The organism is Bacillus fungorum (assembly GCF_002746455.1).
Taxonomy (GTDB): Bacteria; Bacillota; Bacilli; order Bacillales; family Bacillaceae_G; genus Bacillus_A; species Bacillus_A fungorum.
The window spans coordinates 226,061-240,866 of sequence record NZ_NWUW01000003.1 but is presented as its reverse complement, the minus strand read 5'-3'; the positions used below and the strand labels follow the sequence as shown (position 1 = coordinate 240,866).

Annotated in this window: 14 protein-coding genes and 1 pseudogene; 5 read left to right on the top strand and 10 right to left on the bottom strand. The window is 34.0% G+C overall.

The genetic code is table 11. The features are described from left to right. Positions 1-49: 49 nt before the first annotated feature. From CO726_RS05890 to CO726_RS05875, 4 genes are read right to left on the bottom strand one after another with little or no spacing between them, the layout of a single operon-like run. Positions 50-631: an HAD-IA family hydrolase gene (locus CO726_RS05890; RefSeq protein ID WP_099683733.1), complete on the bottom strand. Its 582-nt coding sequence runs from the start codon at positions 629-631 to the stop codon at positions 50-52. A 23-nt stretch (positions 632-654) separates the two neighbouring features. Next, entirely contained in the window at positions 655-1,236 is a 582-nt protein-coding gene (locus tag CO726_RS05885) for a kinase (RefSeq protein WP_099683634.1), read from the bottom strand. Then, a complete protein-coding gene (locus CO726_RS05880) occupies positions 1,236-1,778 on the bottom strand; it encodes a GNAT family N-acetyltransferase (protein WP_099683633.1) in 543 nt (180 codons plus the stop codon). The genes CO726_RS05885 and CO726_RS05880 overlap by 1 nt, the downstream gene beginning before the upstream one ends. A gap of 14 nt (positions 1,779-1,792) precedes the next feature. Next, positions 1,793-2,176 carry a VOC family protein gene (locus tag CO726_RS05875; protein ID WP_099683632.1) on the bottom strand — a complete coding sequence of 128 codons (384 nt, stop codon included), beginning with the start codon at positions 2,174-2,176 and terminating at the stop codon, positions 1,793-1,795. Between the two features lie 283 nt (positions 2,177-2,459). On the opposite strand from CO726_RS05875, the gene CO726_RS05870 reads away from it, so the two are divergent. Continuing rightward, positions 2,460-2,705, top strand: a complete 246-nt coding sequence (locus tag CO726_RS05870; protein ID WP_000433602.1) for a hypothetical protein — start codon at positions 2,460-2,462, stop codon at positions 2,703-2,705. A 369-nt stretch (positions 2,706-3,074) separates the two neighbouring features. Here CO726_RS05870 and CO726_RS05865 read toward each other — a convergent pair whose 3' ends face one another. Both CO726_RS05865 and CO726_RS05860 read right to left on the bottom strand, forming a co-directional pair. Next, entirely contained in the window at positions 3,075-3,611 is a 537-nt protein-coding gene (locus tag CO726_RS05865; protein WP_099683732.1) for a DUF2812 domain-containing protein, read from the bottom strand. 7 nt (positions 3,612-3,618) lie between these two features. Then, positions 3,619-3,936, bottom strand: coding sequence for a PadR family transcriptional regulator (locus CO726_RS05860; protein ID WP_043936952.1), 318 nt, complete (start codon positions 3,934-3,936; stop codon positions 3,619-3,621). A gap of 206 nt (positions 3,937-4,142) precedes the next feature. On the opposite strand from CO726_RS05860, the gene CO726_RS05855 reads away from it, so the two are divergent. The 3 genes from CO726_RS05855 to CO726_RS05845 are packed head-to-tail and all read left to right on the top strand — an operon-like array spanning position 4,143 to position 7,316. Beyond that, complete coding sequence (locus tag CO726_RS05855; RefSeq protein WP_099683631.1) at positions 4,143-5,072, top strand: AAA family ATPase; 930 nt, start codon at positions 4,143-4,145, stop codon at positions 5,070-5,072. Further along, entirely contained in the window at positions 5,069-6,232 is a 1,164-nt protein-coding gene (locus CO726_RS05850) for a DUF58 domain-containing protein (RefSeq protein ID WP_099683630.1), read from the top strand. Before CO726_RS05855 ends, CO726_RS05850 begins: the two co-directional genes overlap by 4 nt. After that, positions 6,207-7,316 carry a DUF4018 domain-containing protein gene (locus CO726_RS05845; protein WP_099683629.1) on the top strand — a complete coding sequence of 370 codons (1,110 nt, stop codon included), beginning with the start codon at positions 6,207-6,209 and terminating at the stop codon, positions 7,314-7,316. Before CO726_RS05850 ends, CO726_RS05845 begins: the two co-directional genes overlap by 26 nt. A 202-nt stretch (positions 7,317-7,518) precedes the next feature. On the opposite strand, the gene CO726_RS05840 is transcribed toward CO726_RS05845, so the two are convergent. Both CO726_RS05840 and CO726_RS05835 read right to left on the bottom strand, forming a co-directional pair. Then, positions 7,519-8,976: an MFS transporter gene (locus CO726_RS05840; protein ID WP_099683628.1), complete on the bottom strand. Its 1,458-nt coding sequence runs from the start codon at positions 8,974-8,976 to the stop codon at positions 7,519-7,521. Between the two features lie 302 nt (positions 8,977-9,278). Further along, positions 9,279-10,496: an aspartate aminotransferase family protein gene (locus CO726_RS05835; protein ID WP_099683627.1), complete on the bottom strand. Its 1,218-nt coding sequence runs from the start codon at positions 10,494-10,496 to the stop codon at positions 9,279-9,281. Positions 10,497-10,767: 271 nt separating this feature from the next. Here CO726_RS05835 and CO726_RS05830 point away from each other — a divergent pair, with 271 nt between their 5' ends. Then, entirely contained in the window at positions 10,768-12,147 is a 1,380-nt protein-coding gene (locus CO726_RS05830; protein WP_099683626.1) for a catalase, read from the top strand. Positions 12,148-12,271: 124 nt separating this feature from the next. On the opposite strand, the gene CO726_RS05825 is transcribed toward CO726_RS05830, so the two are convergent. Then, a complete protein-coding gene (locus tag CO726_RS05825) occupies positions 12,272-12,799 on the bottom strand; it encodes a hypothetical protein (RefSeq protein ID WP_099683625.1) in 528 nt (175 codons plus the stop codon). Positions 12,800-12,912: 113 nt separating this feature from the next. Then, positions 12,913-14,576 (bottom strand): annotated as a pseudogene (locus tag CO726_RS05820) (adenine deaminase C-terminal domain-containing protein). Between the last annotated feature and the right edge of the window lie 230 nt (positions 14,577-14,806).

The window sequence follows — 14,806 nt, the reverse complement described above, 5'->3', positions numbered from 1 at the left end:
CATAGGAAAACCTCAACTTTTCAAGCGAAAAGTTGAGGTTTTCTCCAAACTACTTATAAAGAAATTTTCTATCATTCACTACCTTATAAAATTCCGAATACTGCGCTAAAGAATAATCCGCTACATCACAGTCCCCTTGAAACATACATGTTGAAATACCTAATTCTTTTGCAGGTAATAAATCTAATTCTCTATCCCCAATAGCTAAATCAATATTGTGCTTTTTATGTAGATGATCATAAGCTAAAGAGTTCGGTTTTCGAGGAAAGCCATCATCAATTGTAACCATGTCTACGAAGTATTTGTCCCAGCCGTAATGGTTTAAGATTTCCATAACCCCTGCTCTATGTTTATGGGTCATAATCACATTTTTATCCGCAAATTTCAAAACCTCTTCGACACCTGCAAAAGGTTTCATATCTTTTGGATTGATTTTCCCCTTCAAAACTTTAATCTTTTCTTCCTGCTCGCATGAAATATTATAATAATGAATTGCATGTGAGTATGATATTTTTAAGTTTTTGTATATTTCTTGTTTATCTACTGTATCACCTAATATTTCAGAAAGCATCTTTGTATATGCAGGATACGTATCAAATAACGTACCATCAAAATCCCATAAAATATTTATTATGTTCACCTTCTATTTTCAATTCATTGGATGACTAAATCCGCCCTATCCTTCGGCAATTCCGTTTCTAAGTAATAATCCTCTGCTTTCCAATACCTATTTACAAACTTTGAAAGATTTTTCTGCGTTTCCTTACTCTCGCGTAAAAACCTTATCTCTCTTGGACAATCCAAATACACCATATAATGAAAGAAATCTCTCCATTCTTCTCGCTGTAGAAAAACTCCTTCAATTACAATTACGCCTACTATGGGGATTTGTACTTTTTTCATTTCACATGTGTCTATGTCATCATAATAGAACGGCAATTTCAGTTTTGTTTCATTTTGTAACTTTTGAAAAAACTTCTGCCGAAGCCATTCAATATCCCATTGTAAATAATAATACTCATACCATTCTTCATATCCAGTATCATAGCGTTTATTACGCTCTACTATGTGATCATCAATATGAAAAATATGAAATGGAATACTTTCTTGTTTCATATTTTCCTTTAAGTTTGCTACGAATGTTGTTTTTCCCGATCGACTTAAGCCATCTATACCTAAAATGAACCTCCTTTCTTTATGTTTCTTCATTATATTTATAATTTCATTCATACGCATTACTTTTTCCACTCTTCTTTTAATAAAGAATATAAAATCGTATCATGAGCAACTCCATTTTGAATCATATGTTTTCGAAGTAATCCTTCTTCTTGAAACCCTGCTTTACTTAATAATTTTTGAGAGGCTTTATTCTCTACGTATACAACAGCTGCAATTCTTATAAGTTGCAACGTTTCAAACCCGTAACCTAAAATCGCCTGTAACGCTTCCGTTGCATACCCTTGTCCCCAATATGTATCGTCTAATTCATAACCAATTTCAGCTCGCTTATGATGATTGTTTATTAAATGAAAACCGCATGTTCCAATTAGTTGTCCTGTCCCTTTTTTCTCTATTCCCCAGCGCAATACACTTCCCTCTTCATAACGGTTTTTAAACGTTTGAATCGTTGTTTTCGCTTGCTCAATATTTTCGAAAGAATCCATTCCAAAATAACGTATAACAGATTCTTTCGAAAAATAACGGAACATCGTTTCTGCATCTAATAGTGTAAGTTCTCTTAATTGTAAACGTTCTGTTTCTAGTTTCGGAAACCCCATCTCTTTTTCTCCTTCTATTCTAAGGAACTGCAAATTTCAATATAATTCCCATCTGGATCGGAAATGTATGCAATTGTTTGTCCCCACGGTTTCACAATTGGTTCAACTAAAATCTTTATACCTTTCTCTCTAAATTGATCAATCGTTTCTTGCACATTATCGACAACGAACCCTAATTCGAAATAAGAAGATTGTAACTCTCCTTCTGTAAGCGGCAGCCCTGTTAATTCTTTCACGTCTTGCCGCGTATTCATCGCTAATATGGTAGTTCCCGTATTAAATTCAATATATGTACCATGCTCTGCTTTTATAGGTAACTGTAAATTATCTTTATAAAATCTTAAACATTCTTCAAACTTTTCTACATATAAAATGATGTACTTCATTTTTAAATTCATTTTACATCCCCCTTTATATCCATACTTAAAATTTCGACAAAAGTCTTATAAAAACCTTGTTTCTCATAGCAATGTGCACAAAAAAATGAGGCCGATTTCTCGGCCCCCCAGCTTATTGGCATAAAACAGGAGATTTGGTTTGGACATAACCAGTTCGTACCCTTATTATATTTTATTTTTTCTGAATTTTGAATACTTTAAACATCCATTTATATTGAGAAAGTTTTTTTGCTTGCATAAAATCATATCATGTAAGAAATGCTACAAATGGAGGTGTATACATATGGAACCAATGCTATGTCCAAGTTGTAAAACGAACCGTACTCGCTTTAATATTCTTGAGCAACAAGTAAAACCAGTCAAAATAAATCCACAAACTGGTCAAGTGGAAGAAGAATACACAAATGAAACGATGAATGCTTTTCATATGGCCTATCAAGGACCTACATACCGTGTCCAATGTGCTGTATGCGGACTTGTTGAAAATCCAGAACAATTTATTAAACCTGCGCAAAATCAGTCTTTCTAATAAAAACATGATTATCCCTTGTAGAAATAGATTTTTCTATAAGGGATTTTTTCGTTTAATACGGTAATAAAAAACGTATCTCTTCCTTATTATAAACTTCGCACTCTTTTGTTAATATTCAAAAAGGCAGTGCATCAAATAATATTAATATATAGGATTTCAGATCATTTTAACTAGTAGTTTATTATTAAGAATCGTTTCTTATTCATTTTTGATTTTTCTTTGGTAAGTTAACTATAACTGGTAGTTCTATACCTTAATTGCAAAGTTTTTATTATGTAAAAAAGAGTGAACAAGTTACGTTTATATAGAGACAAAAGAAGTTAATTCCGATTTCCCGCATCAACTTCTTTTGAACTCCACTTTTTATTATAATATTTCACTTTTTAATTTCTTAATTTTCCAAGAGAGTCTTATAAAGAAATACATCCACATACAACCTGAAAGACCTGTCATAACTTTCGCCCAAATTGGCACTCTTGATTCCATCGGGCTTAAAAATAGGTTATACATTGATGGTAATATACTTGCTGATACAATAACAAGGAATAGCAATAATTCATTTAGTTTTTGTATCCTCGTCTCCTTATCTGAATATATATCAGGCAACTCATTTTCCTCTTCTACTTCTTTACAAAAATAATTCCAGCTTGTGAAACTTGTTACGCGTTTCCAACCTGACATTTCGTATATTTCGAAATACTCTTGTTGTTTTTCTTTTGAATCGCTATAGGCCAATCTAAAATCGGCTTTATAGATTATATCTTTCGGCTCAGTTTTCTTAAACGTATACATTAAATTATATTTTTGTAATCCCCAACCTTGTTGATGCATCTTTCGTAAAAAAGCTTCTTCTTTTTCTAAATTCCATGCAGTAAAAAATTTGAATACCCTTTTAGTCTCCATCATCCATTCACTCCCCTAATATACTATTTCCATTCCTTACAGATCTCTGCAATCTGTTGTACTCGAGCTCTAACACTTCTCTCCCAAAGGTCGTTAACTCATAGCACTTCTTTCTATCTGTAGAAGCAACTTCCACAATCAATTTCTCTTTTAATAACTTCGTTGTATTCCCATATAAAGTACCAGGGCCGAGTTTTACTTCTCCATTTGTCATCTCTTCTACCATTTGCATAATTCCGTAACCGTGCATTGGCTTCACTAATGACAACAATATGTAATATGTCGCTTCAGTTAACGGAATATATTTTTGCGCTTTCACATTCATTATAACTACCTCCGATACATCGCCCGTTGATATATCGGCTTGCGATATATCGTATAACGATATTATATATTCAGATTCCGAAATATGCAAGAGTATAATTAAATAATCAAATATTTATTTCTTTGAATTGAAAAATCATATCAATTTTCTGAATAATTTGTTAAAATACAGAAATATCCGTTTATATTTTGAAAGGAATGATACATATGATAAATAAATTTAAAAAAAATATAAGTTCTGTGTTTGTTGGCAAAGAGAATGTAATAGATTTACTCCTTGTTTCCTTGCTTGCTGACGGGCATGTATTACTCGAAGATGTGCCTGGTACTGGGAAAACGTTACTTGCGAAAACACTTTCAAAAAGTATTGGTGGTAATTTTTCTCGCGTCCAATTTACACCGGATGTACTTCCAAGTGATGTAACAGGTATTGAATACTTCAACCCAAAAACAAGTGAATTTGAGTTAAGAATTGGACCAGTTATGACAAACATTTTGCTAGCAGATGAAATTAACCGTGCAATGCCGAGAACACAGTCTAGTTTGTTAGAAGCGATGGAAGAAAGGCAAGTAACGCTTGAAAAGCAGTCTACTCCGCTTCCGAAACCGTTCTTTGTTATTGCGACGCAAAACCCAATTGAATCACAAGGAACTTTCCCTCTCCCAGATGCACAGCTTGATCGTTTTTTAATGACAATTTCTATAGGTTATCCGAATCCTGAAGATGAGCTACAAATGATGCGACGTTTTCGTAACGATACACCACTAGAAAGTGTCACATCTGTTATTACTTTAGATGCTATTTTAGAAGCACAGAAACGAGTGAAAGAAATTTTCGTATCAGAACCGTTAGAACATTACATCATTAAGCTTGCTCATGCTACAAGAAATCATGATTATATCGCTAACGGTGTAAGTCCACGTGCCACACTTGCTTTAGTGCGAGCAGTTCAAGCACTAGCCTTTTTACGCGAGAGAGAATATTGCACGCCTGAGGATATACAATTGTTAGTTCCTTCTGTTTGGAATCACCGTATCGTCTTATCAATGGAAGGCGCATTACGTACGACCAAAAATGAAATTATGAAAAGAATTTTAAAAGAAGTTGACGTACCAGTGGAGATTGAGCAAGCATGAATGGACAGCGCGTTGTAACTGTACCGTTATTTTTCCAACTCCATATTATTCAACTAACTGTCCCAGGCGCTATACTATTTACGTTTTTTATGCCGCAACGAATCATTATGTTTTTCTTTTTCTTCTATTACTTATTTGCGATTTTCATTTATAAATATGTCGCTTACATTGAGAAAACATTTGAAGTGGTCAACGAGAAACAAACTACTCGGCTTTTTCCTAATGAATCTGGGCAGTTTTTTATTCATTTAAAAAATGGAGCAAATATACCACTCGTTAATGGTGTTTGTTATTTTCATTTAGACCCATCCCTAATACCGCATAAAGATCAAGGAATTGAACAAATATCAAAAACACTATTCTCTTTCCCGTTTTCACAACCTGCTCATTCGGCGCAAAAATGGGATTTAACATTAACCGCAACGAAACGTGGTGTGTTTCAAATTGAACAATTCGAATGTGTCTTGAAAGATCCTTTTCATCTTTTAACTGTACATTTACCCATTTTTGATAAATTACGGACTGAAATTATTGTGTACCCTTCTCCTAAAGAAGTAGCAGGTTTGCAAGAACTTCAGCAACTTTTAAATGGTTCTTATCGAACGAATTTTTCTTTTTACAATGATGAAACATCTATTATCGGTGTTAAACGATACGAACGTGAATCTTTCCGCTCAATTCATTGGAAAGCATCTGCTAAAATGCAGGAATTACAGGCAAAGCAATATGAACCTGTTAAAAATTATAGTTGGACAATTTGTCTTTCTTTAGCTGCTGATCGCGGTTTTGGTTGGAAAGATAATATAGAAGACCTTATTTCATTTGCAACATACATTTGTCAATACGCAACGAAGCATCAAATACCGTTTGAATTATTTATTAGTGTATTAGCTGAAGGTGGTCCTCTGCACTTACCATTAAACGAAGGGCAAGCACATTACGGAATATCTTTAGAAGAATTAGCACGTATTTCAGATGATAGTACGTTACTTCCGAAACAAGGATTTCTTCATTATGTAACGAGAAAAAGAGAACGAACGTCTACAATGATATACATTGGTTTACAGAGAAATGAACTCCCTCTTCTCTCGCAGCCTACGTTTCTCATTACTAACGAAGGGATGGTGGAAAAGCTTGAAAACTTGGCTCTATCACGTTAATGACTTTATTCTGCTGCTCCTCCTTTCGTTATTAACAGAAAGAGATGAACTTGTTGCTGTTGCTATATTTTTAGCAACAGGCTATATTAGCGTATTTCTTATTCATAAATTAATGAAGAAAAAAACAATAGGATTTGTCATTCTGTTAATGACTCAAATAATCGGTTGTTCTTTCCTTCTACCTTTCTCTCTATTTGGCACAATTATGTTACCGCTTTTCTTCTTTATCGTACACGTAGTCGGACCTGGATATCCAGTTCAAAAATCGTTAGGCGGTATTATATGGTTTGGTGTTTCAGCTATATTTTATGCGCCGTTTCCACCGTTATGGAAATTATTACTATTAGTCTTACACATTATGATTGCGTTTTGGTTAACAGGTTCCAATCGTAATCAACAGCTATTACGTTTTACTTCTATTATTACAATCGGAACAATTTGTGCTTTACTTATTCTAGCATTCCCTTATATACGTCTTATTTTTTCTTATATTATCCAAGTAGTTGCATTAGGATTCGGTTACGCTATCAATCCGCTATTTTCAGCAGCTGAATTAAAAGAAACTGATGATTTTTGGTCGAATAAAGGGAATTTAAAGGATCCTCAAATTAAGGATGAGTTTGGACAGCGTCTTTTTGATCCAACTCTCATAAATAGCATTACAATAATAGTATGTACAACCATCGCTATTTACGTCGTTTGGAAAATAATAAAAAAACGAAAATATTTAAGTTTACCAAATATGCCTGCCTTCGAATCTACTATCATCACTAATAAAGAAGGAATGAGCCAAAATCGTTTTAAACGAAATAAACCGCCACATAACGAAATTCGGAAGGAAATTTTCAAGCTTGAGAGTAAGTTAATCCCCCCATTAAATAGAAAACGAGGAGAAACTGTTGAGGCTTGGCTGGAAAGAATAAACCATGAAGAAGATGTAAATATTCAGAGTGATATTATTATAGACGCTTATAATACAGTGCGTTATTCAAATGAGGAAAACACCGTACTTTTGCAAGAATTTAAAGAAGAGGTTCATAAGCTTTACGTGTATCAGAAAAGCTTGAAGAAAAGAAAAAAATAACACAACAAAAAGACTCCTATTTTCATGAGGCCACTGAAAAAGTCCACCTAATAAGAAAAAGGAACCCACCACCTACTATATACAGGTAATGGAATCCTTTGTTTTTCTATATATCGATAAAATACACGTTATTTTTTCAAAGCAATCACTTTTTCAGTGCCTTCATTTTCATAGGAGTCTTTTTATATTTCCACGTTACTTTTTAAATTGACGCGTTTTTCCCTGCTTCAATTTCTAATGACTCTTCATGCCACCAAAGTGTTTCTTCAGGGTCTTCTTTAGCGATTAGGTGTGCTTCTTTTTTCGTTTCTACTGTAGGATATGAACCTTTTAGCGCACGTCCTGAAGTTGTAACGAATAATACACTAAATACGACTAATCCAATAATACTTACACCTGCTAAATAAAATGCTGGGGCAAGCGGGTTACCGGTTGCATGAACTAAGTATGAACATACGAGCGGTGTTGTTCCACCGAATATTGATACAGAAATATTAAAGGAAATCGAAAGTGCTCGATAACGTACATCAGTGAAAAATAGTGATGGTAATAATGAAGGTAATGTTCCCTCATAAACACTTAGGAAGAAACCTAGTACGAAAATACCTGCAAATATAGCTGCAATATGTCCGTTACCTATTAGTAAAAATGCTGGAATTGCAAATACAGTTAAACCAAGCAAACCAATTTGCACGACGCGTTTATTACCAATTTTATCACTTAATTTACCGAAATAAAGTGCCAGTGGAATCATAAGTGCCATCGTAATAGAAATAATTAATAAGCCTGTTGTTTCTTCGACTTTAAGTACTTGAGTTAGATAAGAAGGAATATACGAAAGGATCATATAGTTTGTAATGTTAAAGAAGGCAACAATTACTGTGCTTAATAAGAAGTCTTTTTTGTGATATTTTAATATATCCATAAATGAAAATTGTTCGTTGTCTTCAGATTCCTCTTGTGCTTTTTCCATCCCTTCAAAGATTGGAGATTCATCTAAATGACGACGTAAATATAAACCGACCAAACCAATTGGTGCAGCTATTAAGAAAGGAATACGCCAGCCCCAGCTGAGCATTTGCTCATCTGTTAACAATAACGTCAAAATGGTAACAATTACCGATGCAGCAATGTAACCTGAGAGTGTTCCAATTTCAAGACCACTACCGAGTATACCACGCTTTTTATCTGGAGAAGATTCTGCGATATAAACCATTGCTCCTGAATATTCGCCGCCTGTAGAGAAGCCTTGAATCATTCGGGCAACTAAAAGTAGTATTGGTGCCCATACACCAATTTGTTCATAGGTTGGTAGTAATGCGATGAATAATGTAGAAAGTGCCATTAAAATAATAGTAGTACTTAACACGATTTTTCGGCCGTACTTATCTCCTATTCTACCAAAGAATACACCTCCGATTGGTCGAACGAGAAAGGCTGCTGCAAATGTACCGAATGTAAGTACAAGTTGCAATCCACTATTATTAACACCTGAGAAGAATAATTGACTTAAGATAACCGCTAAATACGCGTATAATCCGAAGTCAAACCACTCCATTGCATTCCCTATACCAGTAGCAACTACTGCTTTCCTGGCTTGTTTAGGATTGACAATATTAACGTCTTGAGGTTCAAAATTTAAATCATTATTTTGTTGCATATAATAAAACAGCTCCTTATTTAATTTAACTTCTTTAAGCACACCTTCTCTTATTGAATAAAATTAATTCGAAGCACTTAAGGAAAATTAATGTCTCCTTATCTGTTATTATTGTTTCACATAATTAATTATTTGTCCAATGAGATGCTCTCTAGGTTAAGTAATTTACTATTTTAAAAAGCTGAAGAAGGCGCTATACGAGTACCTTTTTCAGCTTTTTATTTTAATACGTAAATTTATTTTTTTCACCCCTATTTTCTTCCTAGTTGGATTAAAAATAAGGTACTTTTTCATAAAGCTTTTTAAACACTTGCTATTGCTGCTAAACTATGAATACAAGAGATAAACTCATAAATAAATGCATCAATTTCTTCTTTTGTAATTATATATGGAGGAAGTAAGCGGATGATGTTCCCTTGTGTAACGTCAACTAACATCCCTTTTTCCATTAGCTCTATCTGTATTCTTTTTACATTTTTATTCGTATCATTCAAACTAATTCCAAACATCATACCAGCATGACGTACTTCCTGAATATAATAAGAATTTTCATTCTGAATTTCTCGCAATTTATCATTTAAATATAGTGACATTTCATACGCTTCTTGCATTAAACCATCGTCAATCAATGTATTTAAAACCGTTAACCCTAAAGCCGTTCCCATTGATGAATGAGCAAACGTTGTGCCGTGATCTCCTGGCGCAAATACATTACATAACTTTTCACCTACAATAATTCCACCTAGCGGTATCCCGCCCCCTGCTCCTTTACCAATTTGAATAATGTCCGGTGTAATATTGAAATTTTGATAAGCAAATAGTTTTCCCGTTCTACCCATACCACTTTGAACTTCATCAACGATAAGAAGCACATTATATTTCTCACATAAGTTTTGAACACCATGTAAATATTCACCCGATAAAGGATATATACCGCCGCTTCCTAATACAGGTTCTAACAGAATCGCAATTGGATTTTCATGAATTATTGTTTCTTCTAATTGCTCTATATTCTCACGCTCTACTTCATATACCGGAATCGATGTTTTAGGGAAATTTTGATATACACTTTCTTGTCTCGTAAAATGAAGTGCTCCTAACGTACGCCCGTGGAAACTATTCTTCAGCACTACGATTCCTTCACGTTCCTCATGCGTATTAGCTCTATATTTGTCAATTAATTTCAACGTTGTTTCTGTCGCTTCCGTACCAGAGTTTGTAAAAAAGACCTTTCCGTTTTTTAAAGAGCAATCAACTAATTTTTTTGCATACTCAATCGCAACTGGGTTTAAAAAATGAAACGGTAGATGCAACGATTTTGTAACTTGCTCCATTGTTGTTTGCACGATTTTAGGGTGATTATATCCTAAAACGTTCACTCCGACACCAGAAAATAAATCTACATACTCTTTACCATCCACATCATACAGTTTACACCCTTCTCCTCTTTCTATCGCAACCTTCGTACGACAATACGTAGACATCATATATTCTTTATCTAATTGAAACCAATCCGACATGTTAAATTCCTCCCAGTTATTTTTCCTGTTTTTTTATGTTCATTCTCTATAAAGTCATGTATAAATTCATTTTTAAGATTGAAATTTTAATAGTGATTTTCTTCCCGATATTCATTTTTCCATAATTTCTTCTATTTCAACAGGTCCACTACATACCCGTTTTTTTCATCTAGCGGTCTGTTACTACTTTGAACTTTCCATGTCATACATAATTTGGACTATAGAATCATATTTAGTAACAATCTACGAAAAAGATTTGGAGGCTATATAGATGGATGAAAACTATGATAAACAGGGGCAATCTTTACTAAGGAAAGGCTTTAATGAAACTGGCGAACGTAATGAAACAGCTATACTTCACTCTCAAACAGTTGGTTCACGCGGTCCTGTTCTTAAGCAAGATAGTGTGCTTCACGAGGCGTTACAAGAATTTATTCACGAAAAAATTTTAGAAAGACCTGTTCATGTAAAAGGATTTGGTGCGTTCGGTTATTTTCAAACAATCTATCCAATGTCTAAACATACTAGACTAAGTTTTTTACAACATTCTAATGAGAAAGTTCCTGTTATGGTTCGGTTCTCATTAGCTGTTAGTACGAAAGGAACACCTGATACTTCTAGAAATGTACGCGGTTTTTCTACAAAATTTTATACAAAAAAAGGTATTTTCGATCTATTATGTAATCACATTCCTGTCTTTTCTGTTCGCGATCCGATGCGTTTCCCTGAAACAATTCAAGCGTTGTCACCTTCACCTACAAATAACTTAATAGACCCTAATAGATTTTGGAGTTTTGTCGCTAAAGCACCTGAATCCATTCATTTCGTTGTCCGTTTGTACTCTGATAACGGTACGGCCAAAAGCCTTCGCCGCATTCCAGGACATAGTGTAAATACATATGTTTGGAGAAATGCAGAAGGTAATCGAAAGTATGTAAAGTATCATTGGTACCCATTTGAAGGTGTACAATTTATTACTAATGAGGAAGCAAATAAACTTGCTGCCGAAAACCCTAATTATAGCGGAAAAGATTTATATGATGCAATTGAGGCTGGTAAACCAGTGGAATATGGTTTATATGTCCAGCTTATGGACCCGAAAGATGAAGCGCATCTTTCTTATGACCCTTTAGACGATACAAAAGTATGGGATGAAAAGATGTATCCTCTTATACCAGTGGGCAAAATGATATTAAATAAAAATCCTGAAAATTATATGGAGCAAGTAGAAAAAGTCGCCTTCTCCCCTTCTAATTTACTAGACGGTGCAGAACTATCAGATGATAAAATGTTGCAAGGTCGCGCTAACATTTACAGTGATTCTCAAAGAAGAAGAATTGGACCTGAATTCCGAAAATTAACGATTAACCAACAACAAAATTGGACACCTGCTAATCAAATAACGAGCGGTGACGGAAGGTACGTTGAAGGTAAACTTGAAAGAACTTCTATTACGAAACAAGATGACTTTACCCAGGCTGGTGAATTTTATACGAAGTTAAAACCGATAGAAAAAGAACATCTGGCTGAAAACTTAGCTAGTGATTTGAAGGTTATATCCGATGATATTAGAACGGTAGTTTTGGGATATTTTCATAAAGTGTCTGCTGATTTGGTGAAGAGGATTGAGAGTGCGATTCAAAAACTTTAAGAATATAAAAAACGTCATTTTAAACATTAAAAATGACGTTTTTTTATGGTGAAATTACTAAGGATTTCTATCGCTTCATTTACAATGATTAACGAAATTTTTCTCCTTCAAAATTTCCTTTATTTCATTTTTGATTTTGGTACTCATTTCTCTTTTTCATATAATCTTTTTCACATTGCAACGGCTTGAATTTCACTTTTTTCCCTTTCTTCTTTTTTGTTTCTATAACGATCCATTCCCCTTTTTCAACGTCTAGTTTTAAGCGTTTCATTACATTAATATTATCTTTTTCTTTATAAAGTAAAAATGCTTCTTGCGCCCTCACAAATAAGCTAGGCTGCTCGCTAAATCCACCACTATCATAAATTTTAGTTAGCGAATTATAATAAGAATCATTTTCCTTTCCACCATACATCAAATGGGCAGCCTCCAGATCTCTTTTACTTACTTCCCAAAAACTATGTTCATCAATATTTAAATTAAATGTGGATTTAATGTCCTGTATTATATTCTTCACATGCTTTTCATCTCGAACTTTTCTTTCTTCGAGACAATCCGAAGATAACTCTGGTGCATCTGATTGGGAATGTACAACGTGTTGTATCGATACACACAGAATAAATACGCTTAAAATGTAAAATATTTTTTTCATATTTACATATCACCTCAAATGATTTAGATACTATATCATTTGAGGCTTACAATATTCTTATGCTAATAATAAGAAAGATCCTATAAAATAAAATTTTTATAGGATCTTTCCTTTTAATATTGCTTTATCAAATTTACCTGTGGGGCAACTGCCTTACTACGTTTCACGTCATATAACCCTATAGGTGTTACTCGTATAAAAGGCAAGTGCGTCGCAGAAAAGAATAAAATGGTAAATGTCGGATCGTTATAAGCATAGCCTCGCTCTTGTAGCAATTTCACCATCTTTTTCTCTTCCTGTATTAATTCACTCATTTTTAAATTAGACATAATCCCGAGCAATGGTAATGCTATTTCATGTAATACTTCATTCTTTTCAGCTATAACCATTCCCCCGCCAAGTTCTTTTATTCTATGAAAAGCTGTAAGCATATCTCCTTTACTCTTTCCAATAAGAATGATGTCACCGGTACCAGAATAAGAGCTAGCAAGCCCACCTAGTTCTTTCGCAAAACCTTTCACAACTGTATTCACTCGCCAACTGCCATCACGAGCAATCATCATAAGGAAACATTCATCATGATCTGTGGACAATTCATCACAGTCTATGTTGATTTCACTAGTATATGGTTTTGTAATAACGTTATTTAATAAGTGTATACCCTTTTTATTAGAGAAAGTCATATCCTCTTTTTCTATGGACCAATCTAATGATAATGGAGTTACTTTATATTTACTCCCGACTATATGTAATGCTTCATGTGTATTTACACCGTCACGCTTTACCCATTTCCCCTTTGCAATAACGCTCGTCGGTACTGGGTTTTCTTTACTCTCTAAAATATTGATATTAGCAATTCTACCTGTCCCAATCGAACCATGTATATGCTCCATATTATAATAACGAGCAATATTATAACTTGCCATATGATATGCCTCTATTACTGGAACACCTTGCTTTATAGCAGTAGTAATCATTACATTCGTCATTCCGTTTTCATAAAAGGACGGATGGAAGAGTTTCTAAGAGAAACAGTGTAACCTTGCATAAGACGAGTTAACGCTTCTTGACCCGTCATTGCTTCATGATCACAGTCTGTACCTAACAGTTTTAATTTTACTAACGTTGCTTCAGATGCTCCTGGGAAATGTCCTTCTACTTTTTTCTGTAATCGCTTTGTTTCCTGCACCCAATTTAACATTTCATCATCGCCATGTAATAATTTTGGCCATGCTGTTAGCTCTCCCCCTTGAAGAACAGCTTCATGCTGCAGCCACTCTATTATTTCTTCACTATTAAACAAAGTTTCCCCGTTTTGCAATTCAGTTTGTCCATCAAAACGACACCACCAATACATACTAGCTGGAATCTTTTTAAATTCATCTAATAAATGAAATGATTCTTCACGCTTTAATGTGAAAAATAGAGTTAAATTATCATTAATAAAAGTTGTTGTTCCAAATTGCATCGCATGATTCGCTAACGTCTCTGGATTATATAATTGATACGGATGTGCATGCGGTTCTATGTAACTAGGAACGACATACTTTTCATCACAATCAATAACTTCACATTCATGTAGTTGCGCCGGTAGCTTTTCTCCTACATATATAATACGGTCATCATAGATCCAAATATTTGCTTGCATCCATTCACGTATATAGGAATTTAAGTATGTTGCATTCTTTAATAATTTGTGTGGACTTCTTGTACCGTCTATTATTTCAACATGTTCTCGTAATTGCTTGTTACTCCATCTAAACTGATTTTGTCCCAATGTATTTCACTCCAAATCAATTTACTTTTTTATTAAAACAAAATAATTAACAAACTAAAGTATTATCCATTCATAACTCCCCTGTATAGCCCTATACCTCTCATTATATGGAACACTCCCAAAAATAACAATTTTCAAAATAAACAACACCTCTTTGTCCCACAACAAAAAGGATGTCATGCAACTGACATCCTTTTTATACTAAACTATAAGATTGAATTGCACTTTGA